The organism is Methylophilus sp. Leaf416 (assembly GCF_001424665.1).
Classification (GTDB): Bacteria; Pseudomonadota; Gammaproteobacteria; order Burkholderiales; family Methylophilaceae; genus Methylophilus.
Window position 1 is genome coordinate 113,201 of the sequence record NZ_LMQS01000003.1, and the last position, 16,537, is coordinate 129,737.

Consider the following 16,537-nt stretch of genomic DNA (forward strand, 5'->3'; position numbering starts at 1 on the left):
TTAAAAAGCGCCTGTGTATAAATATCAAACAGTAATAGTGGTTTTACCGCCCATATAAGGCTGCAATACTTTCGGAATCGTCACACTACCGTCAGCATTCTGGTTATTCTCCAGCACCGCCACCAGCGTACGCCCTACCGCCAAACCGGACCCGTTCAAGGTATGCAATAACTCAGGCTTGCCATTGGCATTCCTGAATCGTGCCTGCAAACGACGCGCCTGAAAAGCTTCACAGTTAGACACAGAAGAAATCTCACGGTAAGTGTTTTGCGCAGGCAACCAAACTTCCAGGTCATACGTCTTTGCAGCGCCAAAGCCCATATCGCCAGTACACAATGACACGACGCGATAAGGCAATTCCAAAGCCTGCAATACGTTTTCGGCATGGGTAACCATTTCTTCCAGCGCCTGGTAACTGTTTTCAGGGTGCACGATCTGCACCATTTCCACTTTATCAAACTGGTGCTGACGGATCATGCCTTTGGTATCACGGCCATAAGAACCAGCTTCAGAGCGGAAACATGGCGTATGTGCAGTGAGTTTAATCGGCAGTGATTCCAGCGCGACGATCTCGTCACGCACAGTGTTGGTCAAAGTCACTTCAGAAGTTGGAATCAGGTACAACTTGCTATCGTTATGTGGCGTAACAAACAGGTCTTCTTCAAACTTGGGCAACTGGCCGGTGCCGACCAGCGTTTCGCGATTCACCATATAAGGTGTATAACACTCGGTGTAACCATGTTTTTCAGTTTGCGTATCCAGCATGAATTGCGCAATCGCGCGATGCAATCTGGCAATCTGGCCTTTCATCAGTGTAAAACGTGCGCCTGACAATTTAGCACCAGTATCAAAATCCAGGCCTAATGGTGCACCCACATCGGCATGGTCTTTGATTTCAAAGTCAAAACTACGTGGCGTACCCCAGCGACGGGCTTCTACATTTTGCGTTTCATCATTACCCACCGGCACGCTTTCATGCGGCAAGTTAGGCACATTCAGCATCAAGGCTTGCAAATTGGCCTGAATTTCATTCAATTGCGCTTCAGCCGCTTTTAACTCATCACCTAGTCCAGCAACTTCTGCCAGAATTGCGCTGGCATCTTCGCCTTTGGATTTTGCAATGCCAATCTGCTTGGAAGCAGCGTTACGCTTGGCCTGCAGGTTTTCGGTATTGGTCTGAATAGTTTTACGCTCGGCTTCCATGGCTTTAAAAGCATCAGCTGGAAAATCAAACTTGCGCGCTTTCAGGCGCGCAGTCACATTGTCCAAGTCGTTTCTAAGTTGTTGAATATCTAACATTTATTTTTTCGCTTTGCTGTTCAAGTATTGCTGGTCAAGTTCTTGTAAGTGGTTGAGCTTTTCGCTTATTTTACCTTCCAATCCACGTGGTGTGGGTTCGTAAAATGTCTGCGCTGGCAAATCGTCGGGAAAGTATTGCTCGCCAGCGGCATAGGCATTCGGTTCATTGTGCGCATAGCGATATTCTTTGCCGTAATCCAGCGATTTCATCAGTTTGGTGGGTGCGTTACGCAAATGTAATGGCACGGCCCGCGACTTATCTTGCGAGACAAACGCTTTGGCCTGGTTATACGCCATATAGGCAGCATTACTTTTCGCTGCCACAGCAAGGTAAATCACTGCATTGCTGAGTGCTAACTCGCCTTCCGGCGAACCAAGGCGCTCATAAATCTGGATGGCTTCCAGCGCCATCGTTTGTGCTTTAGGATCAGCCAGGCCGATATCCTCCACCGCCATGCGAACGATACGTCGTGCGAGGTATAAAGGGTCTGCGCCACCATCGAGCATGCGTACAAACCAGTACAGTGCTGCATCAGGGTTGGAACCGCGTACTGATTTATGCAAAGCGGAAATCTGGTCGTAAAACGCTTCGCCGCCTTTGTCAAACCGGCGCAATTTGCTGGCCATACTGGACTGCAAAAATGCCTCGTCAATGGTATCTATATTGGCAGTGAGGGCGCCGTTGAACAGCCCTTCAGAAAAGTTAAGCAAGCGCCTGGCGTCGCCATCGGCGTAATCTAATACCTGTTCTTTGACCTTATTATTAAGGGTAACCTTTGGCGCCATTTTGAGGCGTGCACGTTCAAGTAATTCAGCCAGCTCATCTTCAGTCAACGCGGACAGCACAAACACCTGTGAACGGCTTAGCAACGCGCTATTTACTTCAAATGAAGGGTTTTCGGTTGTTGCGCCGATAAAAGTGATGAGTCCGCTTTCAACAAATGGCAGAAACGCATCCTGCTGGCCTTTGTTAAAGCGGTGCACCTCATCCACAAACAGAATGGTATTGCGGCCGCTTTGCTGCAATGTCAGCTCGGCACGCTCTACCGCTTCACGTATATCCTTGATACCGGACAATACCGCAGATAAAGGTACGAATTCCGCATCGGCAGTCTGTGCAATCAAACGCGCCAGGGTAGTTTTGCCGACACCCGGCGGCCCCCACAAAATCATGGAGGGCAATTTGCCGGATTCAAACGCGCGACGCAGCGGTTTACCTTCACCCAGCAAATGCGTTTGCCCGACCACTTCGTTCAGTGTTTTGGGGCGCAGTTGCTCGGCTAGCGGTACTGAAGAAGGCGTTGCGGGCTCAAACAGGGAAGACATATTACGTATGCGGTGGTGAAGATTTACTCACCCACCACATCCACCCCTTTTGGCACGGTAAACAGGAACTGTGAAGTGTTTAATGACGGATTGACTTCAACATTTGAAAACACAATATGCGTACTCTGGCTAAAGGCATCCACCAGCCGCATTTCTGCGAGCTTGCCATGGTCAAACGAGATAATCACCACCTGGAAACCACTGTCTTTTTGTTTTGGCTTGGCTTGCACGCGTTGCAAGCCTTCATAATCCACTAGCCGCGTCAGACGGAAACTTTCCTCCACATTTGGTCCACCGGCCAATAAGGCAGCCGGGCTGGTGCCTAACACTTTATCCAGGGTACGAACGCTGACCTGCTGCAAATCGACATCAAATAAAAATACCTGGTGGCCGTCGCTGATGATTTGCTGCTCAAAAGGCTTTTGATAATCCCAGCGGAATTTGTTAGGCCGTTGCAGCAGCATATTACCGTTCACTTCCTGCAGCTTGCGACCCTTCTGGTCGAATACAGTTTGTGTGAATTTGGCACGCATCGATTGCGTAGATTGGTAAAACTGCTTTAAATCATCTACACCATCGGCGTACGCTGTCAATGGCGGAATCATACTTATCACCAATAGAGCAGCGCCGAATAGCGCACGTATCCGTGAAAAAACTGCACCGCCTGACTTTTGGTTATTAAAAACATTACTCATGGTCACCTCCAGCTTTTACCAATACTTCACGGTTACCATTACTTTGCATCGCGGATACCAAACCTGCACGCTCCATATCTTCAATTAATCTTGCCGCCCTGTTATAGCCTATGCGCAACTGGCGTTGCACAGAGGAAATAGACGCGCGGCGGGTTTTCAGCACAATCGCAACCGCTTCATCATACAGTGGATCTTTTTCGCCACCGGCATCCTCGCCACCACCCAGCACGCCATCGATGTCGCCACCTTCGGTCTCATTGGTCAGAATGCCTTCAATGTAATTAGGTTCACCCTGCGCCTTGAGGAAGTTAACCACATTATGCACTTCTCCATCGCTGACGAAGGCTCCATGGATACGCTGCGGATAACCGCTACCTGGTGGCAGGTAGAGCATATCGCCTTGACCCAAAAGCGTTTCAGCACCCATCTGGTCAAGAATCGTGCGTGAGTCAATTTTGCTCGAAACCTGGAAAGCCACCCGGGTCGGCACGTTGGCTTTAATCAAACCGGTAATCACATCTACTGAAGGGCGTTGCGTTGCCAATACAAGATGGATACCGGATGCACGCGCTTTTTGTGCCAGGCGGGCAATGAGCTCTTCTACTTTTTTGCCGACGACCATCATCAGGTCGGCCAGCTCATCGATCACGACAACAATCAATGGCATTTCGTCCAACGGCTCCGGCTCATCCGGTGTCAGGCTGAACGGGTGCGGAATCGAAGTGCCTTGCTTTTTGGCTTCCTGGATTTTCTGGTTATAACCGGCCAGGTTACGTACGCCTAAAGTAGACATCAGTTTGTAACGGCGTTCCATCTCGGCTACGCACCAGTTCAATGCATTAGCGGCCTGGCGCATATCCGTCACTACTGGCGCCAGTAAATGCGGAATGCCCTCATACACGGATAACTCCAGCATTTTTGGGTCAATCAGGATCATGCGCACACGATTGGACTCTGATTTGTAGAGCAGGCTCAGGATCAGCGCATTAATCGCAACCGATTTACCGGAACCGGTCGTACCCGCGACCAGCACATGCGGCATTTTTGCCAGGTCGGCCACAATCGGCTTACCGGCAATATCTTTACCCATGGCAATCGCGATAGGTGAATTCATATCGGCATACGCCTGGCTGCCCATGATTTCAGACAGGGAAACAATCTGGCGTTTGGGGTTAGGAATTTCCAGACCCATATAACTTTTGCCGGGAATGGTTTCGACTACCCGCACGCTGATAACAGACAATGCACGCGCCAGGTCTTTGGACAAATTGGTGATCTGGCTACCTTTTACGCCAGGTGCAGGGTCCAGCTCATAGCGCGTAATCACGGGGCCAGGCTGGGCGAGCACGACTTTGACTTCGATACCGAAATCCATCAGCTTGCGTTCGATCAGGCGTGAGGTAAAATCCAGGGTTTCTGCCGATTGTAATTCCACAGATTGATTAGGTGCATCCAGCAGATGCAGTGCTGGCAAGCCTTCCTGCTCAATGGCTTCAAACAAAACGGTTTGTTTTTCTTTAATCACACGTTCACTGGGCACTACCAGTACTTCAGGCACGGCAATTTCTACAGGTTTACGGTCTTCAACGCGCTTGCGTTCAGACTCGACAAATTCTTCACGCGCCTGCAAAGCCTGGCGCCCGACTTTGCGGTCCTGCCAATCCTGAAACTTCAGTGTGCTCCATTGGTGAAATTGAATCACCCATTCACCCAGACGCTCGCTCATTGTGATCAGGGACCAGCCTGTGAACAGGCTGAAAGCCGTTGCAAACAGTACCAGCAGTAGCATGGTAGAGCCTGCAAAGCCAAACATATTGCGCAACAGATGATCTATGCCGCTGCCAATGACGCCACCCTGTTTTAAAGGGAAGTCAGCAGGAAAGCTGACCAGGTGGCCGGATTCAAGCGCGGCAGAAGCCAATATCAACAACGCAAAACCGACGCCATTTAACCACCAGTCCTGTCTTTCAATGGCATCCAGATGCAGTCTCTCATACATCAACCACACCACATAAAAGGCCAGCACCACAAACCACCATGAAGAGAAACCAAATAAAGAGAGCAGCACATCGGCAATCCAGGCGCCGACTGTGCCACCGGCATTATGAATAATGTCATTCTCGCCGATCGCATGAGTCCACCCCGGGTCTTCATGCGAGTATGATGCAAGGATCACTGCCAGAAATACGCCAAGCGCAGCCAATGCAATCCAGCTGACTTCGCGCAGCAATTTGGCGTCGCGCAGCTGTTTTTCTGTCGACACTTTTTCCAAACGTGCATTGGATACATTTTTTTTATTAAAAAACAATGCGTTATCTCTTTCTTTACGCAAGTGAACTTAAATGATTATAACAAAATCAAATTGCACACAGGCACTCTAGCTTTTAAAATACATTCAACGACAACAAGGAGACATCATGGATATTGGTATTAATAATAAAGACCGCCACGAAATTGCAGAGGGCGTATCAAAACTGTTGGCAGATACATACACTTTGTACCTGAAAACCCACTACTTCCATTGGAATGTCACCGGGCCAATGTTCAATACATTGCACCTGATGTTTGAAACACAATATACAGAACTGGCACTGGCGGTTGATGCAATTGCCGAACGTATTCGTTCGCTGGGTGTACATGCGCCAGGTACTTACGCACAGTTCTCCAAATTGACCTCTATCGAGGAAACTGTGGATGTGCCAAAAGCACAGGACATGATCAGCGAACTGGTCGCCGGTCACGAAGCTGTCTGTCGTACTGCACGTAGTGTATTCCCAGCCGCAGAAAAAGCCGCTGATGAAGCGACTGCCGATTTGCTGACACAGCGTTTACAGGTGCATGAAAAAACAGCATGGATGTTACGTAGCTTGTTAGAGAAATAAGCTACGTATGCGGTTTTTCGGCGAAGGCTAACTCGGCGAAGCCGATGTTAAGTAAAACGGCCGTAGCCAAAAGACTGCTTGGATGATGCTCAGAAGCTTGCTTGAAAAGTAACTCCAAGCAGTCTTTCAGTGTAGGCTAACCTTCAGGTTACGCCAAAACTAAAAAACTGCGTGGATGTTACGTGGCTTATTAGAGAAATAACCTTTATTGCATTGCAAAGGCGGTGCAATTTAATTAGCTATTAAATCTGGGGATGAAACCTTGCAACAAGTGATTTCATCCCCATTTTATTGAACAGATTAAACCAAAAAAGAAAGAAAAGTATGGCTACCAAGCATGCGCGTTTATTGATTCTAGGCTCCGGTCCTGCCGGTTACAGTGCAGCCGTCTATGCGGCCCGCGCCAACTTAAATCCGGTCCTTATCACCGGCCTGGCGCAAGGCGGTCAATTAATGACGACGACTGAAGTGGATAACTGGCCTGCGGATGCTGACGGCGTGATGGGGCCGGAATTGATGGAGCGTTTTCAGAAACACGCTGAGCGTTTTAATACCGAAATGATTTTTGACCATATCCACACCACTCACCTCAAGGAAAAACCAATCCGCCTGGTAGGTGATAATGGTGAATATACTTGTGATGCGTTGATTATTGCGACCGGCGCCTCAGCCAAATACCTGGGCCTGCCAAGTGAAGAAGCGTTTGCAGGTAAGGGCGTTTCTGCCTGTGCTACTTGTGATGGCTTTTTCTACCGCAACCAGGAAGTAGCCGTGATTGGTGGCGGTAACACTGCTGTCGAAGAGACCCTTTATCTGGCTAACATTGCCAGCAAAGTGACTTTGGTCCACAGACGCGACAAATTCAAAGCTGAAGCGATCCTGGTTGATAAATTAATGGAACGCGTCAAAGAAGGCAAAGTAGTGCTGGAAACATTTCATACCCTGGACGAAGTCTTGGGCGACAACACCGGTGTGACCGGCATGCGCCTGAAGGATGTGAATTCCAGCACGACCAAGGATGTGCCGCTTAAAGGCGTATTTATTGCCATTGGTCACCAGCCGAATACCCAGATTTTTGAAGGCCAGCTGGATATGGAAGGTGGCTACATCGTTACCCAGGCTGGACGCCAGGGTAATTTTACTGCGACCAGCGTGCCAGGTGTTTTTGCGGCAGGCGATGTGCAGGACCATATCTACCGTCAAGCCGTGACCAGCGCAGGTACCGGTTGTATGGCCGCACTGGATGCTGAGCGCTATCTGACAAACCTGGAATAAGTTCGGCCCGGATATTTAGTCACAAATACGCAGCCAATAAAAAGCGCACCCCAAGCTAATATAACTAGGGTGCGCTTTTTTCTTTTAGAATGCAGCCTTGAGCTAGTAAAATATATCGCCATGACCAGCGACCTGCCAAACACAGAGGATGACGACGACATTCACCTGTTCCTTGAAGCAGTCAAAGGCGCACGCCCGGTAGAGCCCAAGCGTATCCTGCATGCACCAAAAAAACCAAAACCTATTCCACGGCAATTGATTCGTGATGAGCAACAGGCGCTAAGGGATTCATTAAGTGATCACTATATTCCTGCGCATGAACTGGAGAGTGGCGAAGAATTACTTTATTTGCGTGATGGGCAATCGCCTATCATCTTAAGCAAACTTCGCCGTGGTCACTGGGTAGTGCAGGCACATATCGACTTGCATGGATTAATCAGTGATGAAGCAAGACTTTATGTATCTGAATTTATCGCTGACTGTAAAAAGCGTGGTTTGCGTTGCGTACGCATCGTACACGGCAAAGGATTAGGCTCTAGAAACAAAGAGCCGGTGCTGAAACACAAGTTGAGAAACTGGCTGATGCAAAAAGACGAAGTGATTGCTTATGCGCAGGCCAGGCAGACAGATGGTGGCAGTGGCGCGGTGATTGTGTTGCTTAAAGCTTAAAGCGCGATCCCGTTATCGGGGATCACGCTTCTCATTCAGAGCGCTATCCGTTCAAGTTAAATTTTCGCTCACATCCTGAATTCCCGCTTTACTCCCAATAGCGACGTGGCTTATGTGCTCCATGCCCTTTGCCAGGTCTTGGATGAAAATCCGAAGCTCCGTAGGCCACAGGACGATAAATCACCGGTACAGGTTGAATCTGGGTGTAATGCGGCCTCATCCTAACAGTCACATCCATCACCGGACCAGGGTCCCTATCCATTAAAGTACTGTATTGACGGCCCTGATACTCATAATTGACCATATAGCCAGTCGTCACCATTTGCCATTGGTCAACCACTACACACTGTTCAACCGGGCGTGTCACTACACGCTCCTGGCTATATACATTCTGGTTACCGACCCGATCACCCACAATCGCGCCAACACCTGCACCGACTGCAGCCGCAGCGACGCGCCCACCGCCTTTACCAATCGTACTGCCCAATAAACCACCGGCCACCCCTCCGATAATGGCACCAGTGTTAGAACGCTGAGGTTGCGCATACACACTTTCGCGCACAGAGGCAGTTTGACATTCCTGGCGGGGCTGGTTGACACGCTGCACTTGCGGACTGACCGACAGCACGCGCGCCCTGTCAATAAACGTTTGGTCAGCAAACGCCATCTGGCTGGTTGCCATTAATACAACACTTACTGATATGAGTTTTCGCATTCACTTTTTCCTCTCAACAAAACCTGCTTGATGCAGTTATTTGCATAACGTGCATTCAATCATGAGAGACGACTGCCGGATGTATCGGTCTGTGGCGGATTTGTATCGATGCAGATACAGATTTTTTACTGACTGCTATTGGCGAGTTTGAGTAATTCGCCGCGCTGCTGTATTTCAATCACGCCGCGACCCATTGAGAGCCAGCCCTTTTGTTCCAGCCGTTTTAACTGGCGGCTGATGACTTCGCGCGCGGTGCCCAGTTCATCGGCAATCTGCTGATGCGTCCGTTGAATGGTGTTATTGCCTACATCCAGCAGACACTTAGCGAGGCGCGCATCCAGCGTCTGAAAAGCCACTTCGTCCAGCAGCACAATCAGGTCGCTGATCAATGCCCCGTAATTCTGCATCACATATTGCCGAAATACCGGGGAATCTATCATCAGGCGCTGAAAAATCGCATCCGGCACAATCACATCCTGGATCTCCTCCTCCACAATGGTGGAAGCTGGATATTGGCTATTGCCTAACAGGCAGGTGGTGGTAATGACGCAGGTTTCACCGGCGCCTACGCGGTAAAGCAGGATTTCGCGTCCGCTGGCAGACATTTTGTAAACACGTGAACGGCCCTTCAGGCGTAAAACATAGCCACTACAGTGATCGCCCTCCTGGTAACCAATCGTGCCCACCGGCGCTTCTACGATACGGGCATATTGCAATAATAATTTTTTATTCGACTCTTCAAGTGCTTCCAGCTCGGGAAACAGACTCATCCATGACAGTGATTGCATAATATCCAGTTCCCCAGTTTGTTTTTTATTTTGAGTCCGCGCGTTAACGCAGAACTTCCAACGACACACTTTTATGCGATAAACTTTATCATAATTGAGTCATCAGCTATCAAAGTAGTGACAATCATCAGGACATATTCTGCTTGTCCTTATTGATTCGCATCACTGGCTATTGATCTGAGAATCAATGAATCCATTCACATAATATAAAAATAATGATCTTCAATAGGGGTATTACGCAGATGTCGGAAATTGCAGCAAATATTTTTGAGCAGTTGAGAGCGTCGGCCGACCAAGCCAGCAGTCTTTTGAAAGTGATGGCGAACAGCGACAGGTTGATGCTGTTGTGCCAGCTGTCGCAAGGTGAGAAGTCTGTCAGTGCACTGGAAACCAGTTTGAATTTACGCCAACCCAGCCTGTCACAACAATTAACCGTCTTGCGTGAAGCGCAACTGGTGACTACCCGCCGTGAAGGCAAAAATATGTATTACAGTATCAGCAGCCCCGCTGCGCTGTCTGTCATACAGGTACTGCACCGTGAGTTTTGCCAAAAAGCCGTCGCAATCCAGTTTTAAGAATGCCCAGGAGCCTGTATGGATATCAAAAAAATTGATCAACGCTTTAGTACCAGCGGTCAATTAACTGAAGCCGATTTGGAAACCGTCGCCAGTCAGGGTTTCAAATTAGTGATCAATTTCCGCCCGGATAATGAAGGTGGAGAGGCACAACCAACCAATGCAGCGCTTGCCGAAAAAGCCAGAGCATTAGGGCTGGCTTATGCCTATATACCTGTGATTCCCAACCAGATTCAACCTGAGCATGTCAATCAGTTACGCGCCCTGCTCAGCCTGCATCAAGGGTCAGCGCTTGGCTTTTGCCGTACCGGCAACCGGGCCAATAACGTTTATCAGCAAACATTACAGTCTGACGCCATGAACAAACCAGACTGTTGCAGCCAGCAAGGCGGTGACGGACAGAACCTGTCGTCACGTGTGCTAGGCTGGCTTAAACGTTAATGATTCACTGAATAAGTCGTCCCGCAAAATGAAGTGGCAGGCGCACGGCATGCAGAAACCGGCATACTTGCAATATGTATAAAGATTTCAAGTACCGTGCAACGACGCAATTCGCTCGCACAGACACTTATTCCGTTTATCTTGAATTCTGACCTCATTACTTAGGGAAAAATATTATGAGTCACATATCCTATGACATTGTCATTGTGGGAGGCGGCAGCGCTGGCAGCGCACTTGCGGCAAGTGTAAAAAAGCGCGCGCCATCACTCACCATTGCCATCATCGAACCTTCCGATAAACACTATTATCAACCGGCCTGGACACTGGTAGGCGCAGGCGAATTTGACGTCAACAAAACCGTCAGGCCAATGTCTGAGGCTATTCCCGACGGTATTACCTGGTTACAGGCAGCGGTGACGGAATTTCAGCCGGCTGAGAAACAAGTGATTACAGACAAACTAGGCACTATTCAATACACACAACTGGTGGTTGCGGCGGGCTTGAAACTGAACTGGGAAGGCATTAAAGGCCTGACTGAGACCTTAGGCAAAAATGGCGTTACTTCAAATTACCGATTTGATCTGGCACCTTATACCTGGCAACTGGTACAGCAACTGGAATCAGGTGAGGCGATTTTCACTCAACCACCCATGCCGATCAAATGCGCGGGTGCACCACAAAAAGCACTTTATCTTTCATGCGCAGAATGGCAAGGCAAAAACCGCTTGGGTCATATTAAAGCTTCATTCTATAGCTCAACACCGGCGTTGTTTGGCGTAAAAGAGTACGTTGAGCCTTTAATGCAATATATCCGCCGTTATAAAGTTAATCTCAACCTCAATAGCACATTGGTAGAAGTAGATGGCCCAGCCAAAATGGCCTGGTTCAATGTGAAAGATGCGGATGGCAATGTGACCCGCATCAGCAAACCGTTTGATTTACTGCATGTAGTGCCACCACAAACAGCACTGGATTTCTTGAAGCAAAGCCCGTTAGTAAATGCGGATGGCTGGGTGGAAGTGGATCAGCACAGCTTGCAGCATGTCCGTTACCCTGAAGTATTTGGCGTCGGCGATTGCACCAGCACACCTAATGCAAAAACCGCCGCAGCTGCGCGCAAGCAAGTGGTGATCGCTGCCGAAAACCTGCTGGCGCAACGTGAAGGAAAAGCATTGCCTTCACGCTACGATGGTTACGGTTCATGCCCGTTGACGGTGGAAAAAGGCAAAATCATCCTTGCCGAATTCGGGTATGGTGGCAAGATTGTGCCTACGTTCCCCTGGGATTCCACCAAACCGCGCCGCTCTGCCTGGTTGCTGAAGAAATATGTTTTACCATGGCTATACTGGAACCTGATGCTTAAGGGACGCGAATGGCTGGCCCGTTGCGGCGCCTGCGGTTAAAGGACTATTCGGCAAGAAAAGTTTTTAACCATTGCAAAGTCAATGCAACGCCAAAACCATTGACCTCACTTGCTACCGCACCTAGCCCGTCTTTGTGCGCATAAGAAGACAAATCGACGTGACACCATGAGATGTTGTCTTCTAAAAACTTGCCCAGAAAGCGTGCGGCAATGATGTGATCGGCATCGCTTTCCATAGTGCATTGCTTGATATCGGCAATCTCGCTATCCAGCTCGCTGTCGTAATCCTCGGCATACGGAAAAACCACTACGCGCTCGCCGCTGACGATACCCGCCTCAGCTACTTGAGATGCCAACGCCTGTGAATTGGCTATAATGCCACTCATACGCGTGCCCAAAGCTGTTTGCATGCTGCCGGTCAGGGTTGCGAAATCCAGGATAGTATCCGGCTTTTCACGGCTGGCTAGTGTTAAGGTATCTGCCAGCACCATGCGCCCTTCGGCATCGGTGTGCACAATTTCAATGGTCATGCCATTGAGCGCCGTCACCACATCGTTTTGCTTATAAGCATTAGGCCCGATATGGTTTTGCGCGAGGGCCAGCCAGCAATCCACATTAACCGGCAATTGTTGGGTGCTAATGGCTTGCAAAATGCTGACTGCCACCGCACTGCCATTCATATCCTGGTGCATACCCTGCATATATTTTGAAGACTTGAGGTTATGGCCGCCAGTATCAAAGCAAATACCTTTGCCTACCAATGCCAGGGTTTTCGATGCTTGCGCATGACGGTAAGACAGTTTTACGATGGCGGCATCTTGCGTCTCAGACCCTTGTGCAACCGCCACAAAAGCGCCAGCGCCCATGGCTTTCAGTTGTTCGACATTCCATTCGGCATACTGCCAGTTTTGCTCGCTGGCTAATGCCTGCAAGCGCTCCCTGTATAACTTTGGCGTCTGCTGATTGGGCGGTGTTAGCGTAAGTGTGCGGCATAAAGTGTTAGCGGCGGCGGTAGCTTCTACTTCAGTCATCCACGGCAATGCATCAATGCCAAATATGCAGATATCTTTTAACCCGGCTAATTTAGCGTCGCGCTTCAACGCAGGTAAATTCTGAGCATTCACTAGCGCGACATATGCGGCCAACTTTGCAACGGAATCTATGGCTTGCCCGTAAACAGCCATTGCAAGTCTGGTTGGTCGTTCGGCCAGCAGCGGTTTAAGTGCTTGCCTGAGCAAAGTCTGCTGCTCAAAAACTGACTGTGCAGTTTTAAGCTGCACCATACTGATCAATGCGCCATCAGCCAATTCTAAAGAAACAGGCTTCTCCTCTATATCCTTCAACGTGGATTGGCTGCGTTTGAGTTTATTTTCCAGCGAGGTGTGAAATGGCATGGTTGCTGGCAATGCATCAACAAATACCAGTAATACATGCTGCGAAAAATCCAGTATGGATGATTCGTTCAAGGCTAAATAATGGGACCAGTTAATATGCATACAGTCAGAAAACACTCTTATATAAAATATCAAATAAACGTAGCAAATACCTGTAGTTAGGCATTGTTAATTCAAGCAAAACTTGACCAAAAGCACTAAAAAAGAGACACTTATGGCTGATTGAAAGGTTGGCCTCGCCATCACCATGGCGGCGCGCAACGTGATACCATTAAAATAACAAGTATCCGACTTCGGAACCCCTTCTTGGTAATCAACAATTGCTCAACTCCAGGCACTGATATTTGGTAAGTACAGACCTGGATTATACGCACAGCGACTTAAAACTCGGAGAATCCTCACGCATGGCAACGCATTCGCAAGCACACCTCAATGAAACTGATGCTCAAGAAACCCAGGAATGGTTAGACGCACTCAGCGCAGTTATTGAGAATGAAGGGCCAGAACGTGCCCACTTCCTGCTGGAAGCAATGATTGATCAGGCCCGCCGTTCAGGCGGCCATTTGCCGTACAAAGCAACGACTTCATACGTCAACACGATTCCAACGCATCAACAAAGCAAACTGCCTGGTGACCCGGAGATGGAACGTCGCATCCGCGCGCTGATCCGCTGGAACTCTATTATGACCGTGCTGCGCGCGAACGAAAAATCGCCAGGCATCGGTGGTCATATTGCCAGCTTCCAGTCAGCGGCTACTTTGTATGACGTTGCTTTTAACCATTTTTTCCGCGCTGCAAACGAAAGTTTTGGTGGCGACTGTGTGTATTTCCAGGGCCACTCCTCCCCAGGCGTGTATGCACGTGCTTTCCTTGAAGGACGCATTACAGCAGAGCAAATGGATAATTTCCGCCAGGAAACCGGTGGCAATGGTCTTTCCAGCTATCCACACCCATGGTTGATGCCTGATTTCTGGCAGTTCCCAACGGTGTCTATGGGGCTAGGCCCATTGGCTGGTATTTACCAGGCACGCTTCCTCAAGTACCTGCATAACCGCGGCATTGCCGATACGGCTGACCGTAAAGTATGGGTATTCTGCGGCGATGGCGAGATGGATGAGCCGGAATCACAAGGCGCGATTTCACTGGCCGCGCGTGAAGGCCTGGATAACCTGATTTTCGTCATTAACTGTAACCTGCAACGCCTGGATGGCCCGGTACGTGGTAACGGCAAGATTATCCAGGAATTGGAATCCAACTTCCGTGGTGCGGGCTGGAATGCGATCAAAGTCATCTGGGGTTCTTACTGGGATCCATTGCTGGCCATGGACAAAGATGGTCTTCTGCGCAAACGCATGGAAGAATGCGTGGATGGCGAATACCAGAACTTCAAGCAAAAAGGTGGCGCGTATACGCGTGAACACTTCTTTGGCAAGTACCCTGAGCTGCGCGAAATGGTGGCTGCGATGTCTGATGCAGATATCTGGCGCCTGAACCGTGGCGGTCATGATCCGCATAAAGTCTATTCTGCCTATCACGCAGCGGTAAACCACAAAGGTCAACCAACCGTCATCCTGGCGAAAACCGTGAAGGGTTATGGCATGGGCGACGCCGGTGAAGGCCAGAACACTACTCACCAGCAAAAAAGCATGGACATTTCTTCACTGAAAGCTTTCCGTGACCGCTTTGACCTGGCATTGACTGATGAACAGGTAGAAAGCTTGTCTTACTACCATCCAGGCGAAGATAGCCCGGAAATCAAGTACATGATGGAACGTCGCGCGGCATTGGGTGGCTTTGTACCGGCCCGTCGCCGTAAAGGTAACGAACTGACCGTACCTGAGCTATCTGCCTTTGAAAATATGCTAGGCGCTACCGGTGAGCGTGAAATTTCTACCACCATGGCGTTTGTGCGTATCCTGTCCACTTTGGTGAGAGACAAGCAGGTTGGCAAATATGTAGTGCCTATTGTGCCGGATGAAGCCCGTACCTTTGGTATGGAAGGCATGTTCCGCCAGCTGGGTATTTACTCTTCTGTCGGCCAGTTATATGAACCACAGGATTCTGACCAGGTGATGTTCTACAAGGAATCACAAAGCGGACAGATCCTGGAAGAAGGCATTAACGAGGCTGGTTCATTCGCCAGCTGGCTGGCAGCTGCGACGTCTTACAGCGTCACCGGCACCCAGATGATCCCGTTCTACATTTACTACTCCATGTTCGGTTTCCAGCGTATTGGCGACTTTGCCTGGGCCGCTGGCGACAGCCGTGCACGTGGCTTCCTGCTAGGTGCAACCGCAGGTCGTACCACATTGAACGGCGAAGGCTTGCAGCATGAAGATGGCCATAGTCACCTGATGTCAGCGACGATCCCGAACTGCATCAGCTATGACCCGACCTTTGCTTACGAACTGGCCGTGATCATCCAGGAAGGCATGCGTCGCATGGTGCAAAACCAGGAAGATGTGTATTACTACATCACCCTGATGAACGAGAACTACAGCCATCCAGCGATGCCGGAAGGCAGTGCCGAAGGCATCCTGAAAGGCATGTACAGCTTCAGTAAATCCAAAGCCAAAGGCCCAAAAGTACAACTGATGGGTTCCGGCGTGATCCTGCGTGAAGTGATTGCTGCGGCCGAATTACTGGAAAAAGACTGGGGCGTGTCTGCCGATATCTGGAGCGTAACCAGCTTCACTGAATTGCGTAGAGACGGTATTGATGCCGAGCGTCAAAACCTGCTGAATCCTGAAGCCAAGCCAAAACTAAGCTACGTGGCACAGTCACTGGCTAATGCAGAAGGACCGGTGATCGCATCAACCGACTACATGCGCTCATTTGCCGACCAGATCCGCAACTATGTCAGCAACCGTTTTGTAACACTGGGTACAGATGGTTACGGTCGTTCTGACTCCCGTGAAGCTTTGCGCAGTTTCTTTGAAGTTGACCGATACTACGTCGTATTGGCCGCGTTGAAAGCCCTGGCTGACGACGGCAAATTGCCAGCGGCAAAAGCCACTGAGGCGATCAAGAAATACAATATTGATATCAGCCGCGCTAACCCGACAACGATTTAATTTGCCATTATCGGTGCTGCTTAGTTGCAGTACCGCGTTTT

Annotated in this window: 14 protein-coding genes; 7 read left to right on the forward strand and 7 right to left on the reverse strand. The window is 49.5% G+C overall.

The features are described from left to right. Window positions 1-24: 24 nt before the first annotated feature. The 4 genes from serS to ASG34_RS08520 all read right to left on the reverse strand — a co-directional run bounded on the left by serS (window position 25) and on the right by ASG34_RS08520 (window position 5,628). Window positions 25-1,299 carry a serine--tRNA ligase gene (serS, locus tag ASG34_RS08505; protein WP_055829483.1) on the reverse strand — a complete coding sequence of 425 codons (1,275 nt, stop codon included), beginning with the start codon at window positions 1,297-1,299 and terminating at the stop codon, window positions 25-27. Then, a complete protein-coding gene (locus ASG34_RS08510) occupies window positions 1,300-2,625 on the reverse strand; it encodes a replication-associated recombination protein A (RefSeq protein WP_055829485.1) in 1,326 nt (441 codons plus the stop codon). Window positions 2,626-2,648: 23 nt separating this feature from the next. Beyond that, window positions 2,649-3,230 (reverse strand): outer membrane lipoprotein chaperone LolA, encoded by a 582-nt coding sequence (gene lolA, locus ASG34_RS08515; RefSeq protein ID WP_055830003.1) that lies wholly within the window; start codon window positions 3,228-3,230, stop codon window positions 2,649-2,651. Between the two features lie 82 nt (window positions 3,231-3,312). After that, window positions 3,313-5,628 (reverse strand): DNA translocase FtsK, encoded by a 2,316-nt coding sequence (locus tag ASG34_RS08520; protein ID WP_055829488.1) that lies wholly within the window; start codon window positions 5,626-5,628, stop codon window positions 3,313-3,315. A gap of 109 nt (window positions 5,629-5,737) precedes the next feature. On the opposite strand from ASG34_RS08520, the gene ASG34_RS08525 reads away from it, so the two are divergent. The 3 genes from ASG34_RS08525 (at window position 5,738) to ASG34_RS08535 (ending at window position 8,146) form a co-directional block, all read left to right on the forward strand. Then, window positions 5,738-6,202 (forward strand): Dps family protein, encoded by a 465-nt coding sequence (locus tag ASG34_RS08525; protein ID WP_055829491.1) that lies wholly within the window; start codon window positions 5,738-5,740, stop codon window positions 6,200-6,202. 324 nt (window positions 6,203-6,526) lie between these two features. Beyond that, complete coding sequence (gene trxB, locus ASG34_RS08530; RefSeq protein ID WP_055829494.1) at window positions 6,527-7,477, forward strand: thioredoxin-disulfide reductase; 951 nt, start codon at window positions 6,527-6,529, stop codon at window positions 7,475-7,477. A gap of 120 nt (window positions 7,478-7,597) precedes the next feature. After that, a complete protein-coding gene (locus tag ASG34_RS08535) occupies window positions 7,598-8,146 on the forward strand; it encodes a Smr/MutS family protein (RefSeq protein WP_055829497.1) in 549 nt (182 codons plus the stop codon). 88 nt (window positions 8,147-8,234) lie between these two features. Here the strand turns inward: ASG34_RS08535 and ASG34_RS08540 are convergent, their stop codons facing one another. Both ASG34_RS08540 and ASG34_RS08545 read right to left on the reverse strand, forming a co-directional pair. Then, window positions 8,235-8,861 carry a glycine zipper 2TM domain-containing protein gene (locus ASG34_RS08540; protein ID WP_055829499.1) on the reverse strand — a complete coding sequence of 209 codons (627 nt, stop codon included), beginning with the start codon at window positions 8,859-8,861 and terminating at the stop codon, window positions 8,235-8,237. Window positions 8,862-8,986: 125 nt separating this feature from the next. Next, window positions 8,987-9,649: a Crp/Fnr family transcriptional regulator gene (locus ASG34_RS08545; protein ID WP_055829502.1), complete on the reverse strand. Its 663-nt coding sequence runs from the start codon at window positions 9,647-9,649 to the stop codon at window positions 8,987-8,989. Between the two features lie 242 nt (window positions 9,650-9,891). Between ASG34_RS08545 and ASG34_RS08550 the strand changes: the two genes are divergently transcribed. The 3 genes from ASG34_RS08550 (at window position 9,892) to ASG34_RS08560 (ending at window position 12,068) form a co-directional block, all read left to right on the forward strand. After that, a complete protein-coding gene (locus tag ASG34_RS08550) occupies window positions 9,892-10,224 on the forward strand; it encodes an ArsR/SmtB family transcription factor (protein ID WP_055830005.1) in 333 nt (110 codons plus the stop codon). Window positions 10,225-10,242: 18 nt separating this feature from the next. After that, on the forward strand, window positions 10,243-10,665 hold the full coding sequence (locus ASG34_RS08555) for a TIGR01244 family sulfur transferase (RefSeq protein WP_055829505.1): 423 nt from the start codon (window positions 10,243-10,245) through the stop codon (window positions 10,663-10,665). Window positions 10,666-10,841: 176 nt separating this feature from the next. After that, a complete protein-coding gene (locus ASG34_RS08560; RefSeq protein WP_055829506.1) occupies window positions 10,842-12,068 on the forward strand; it encodes an NAD(P)/FAD-dependent oxidoreductase in 1,227 nt (408 codons plus the stop codon). Window positions 12,069-12,072: 4 nt separating this feature from the next. Here the strand turns inward: ASG34_RS08560 and ASG34_RS08565 are convergent, their stop codons facing one another. Beyond that, window positions 12,073-13,524, reverse strand: coding sequence for a M17 family metallopeptidase (locus tag ASG34_RS08565; protein WP_055829509.1), 1,452 nt, complete (start codon window positions 13,522-13,524; stop codon window positions 12,073-12,075). A gap of 302 nt (window positions 13,525-13,826) precedes the next feature. Between ASG34_RS08565 and aceE the strand changes: the two genes are divergently transcribed. Next, a complete protein-coding gene (gene aceE / locus ASG34_RS08570; protein ID WP_055829514.1) occupies window positions 13,827-16,496 on the forward strand; it encodes a pyruvate dehydrogenase (acetyl-transferring), homodimeric type in 2,670 nt (889 codons plus the stop codon). The last annotated feature ends 41 nt before the right edge of the window (window positions 16,497-16,537 follow it).

Excerpts from the sequence above, each read along its gene's own strand:
- serS (WP_055829483.1), bottom strand. The coding sequence starts at position 1,299 with ATGTTAGATATTCAACAACTTAGAAACGACTTGGACAATGTGACTGCG.
- ASG34_RS08510 (WP_055829485.1), bottom strand. The coding sequence starts at position 2,625 with ATGTCTTCCCTGTTTGAGCCCGCAACGCCTTCTTCAGTACCGCTAGCC.
- lolA (WP_055830003.1), bottom strand. The coding sequence starts at position 3,230 with ATGATTCCGCCATTGACAGCGTACGCCGATGGTGTAGATGATTTAAAG.
- ASG34_RS08525 (WP_055829491.1), top strand. The coding sequence starts at position 5,738 with ATGGATATTGGTATTAATAATAAAGACCGCCACGAAATTGCAGAGGGC.
- trxB (WP_055829494.1), top strand. The coding sequence starts at position 6,527 with ATGGCTACCAAGCATGCGCGTTTATTGATTCTAGGCTCCGGTCCTGCC.
- ASG34_RS08535 (WP_055829497.1), top strand. The coding sequence starts at position 7,598 with ATGACCAGCGACCTGCCAAACACAGAGGATGACGACGACATTCACCTG.
- ASG34_RS08540 (WP_055829499.1), bottom strand. The coding sequence starts at position 8,861 with ATGCGAAAACTCATATCAGTAAGTGTTGTATTAATGGCAACCAGCCAG.
- ASG34_RS08545 (WP_055829502.1), bottom strand. The coding sequence starts at position 9,649 with ATGCAATCACTGTCATGGATGAGTCTGTTTCCCGAGCTGGAAGCACTT.
- ASG34_RS08550 (WP_055830005.1), top strand. The coding sequence starts at position 9,892 with ATGTCGGAAATTGCAGCAAATATTTTTGAGCAGTTGAGAGCGTCGGCC.
- ASG34_RS08555 (WP_055829505.1), top strand. The coding sequence starts at position 10,243 with ATGGATATCAAAAAAATTGATCAACGCTTTAGTACCAGCGGTCAATTA.
- ASG34_RS08560 (WP_055829506.1), top strand. The coding sequence starts at position 10,842 with ATGAGTCACATATCCTATGACATTGTCATTGTGGGAGGCGGCAGCGCT.
- ASG34_RS08565 (WP_055829509.1), bottom strand. The coding sequence starts at position 13,524 with ATGCATATTAACTGGTCCCATTATTTAGCCTTGAACGAATCATCCATA.
- aceE (WP_055829514.1), top strand. The coding sequence starts at position 13,827 with ATGGCAACGCATTCGCAAGCACACCTCAATGAAACTGATGCTCAAGAA.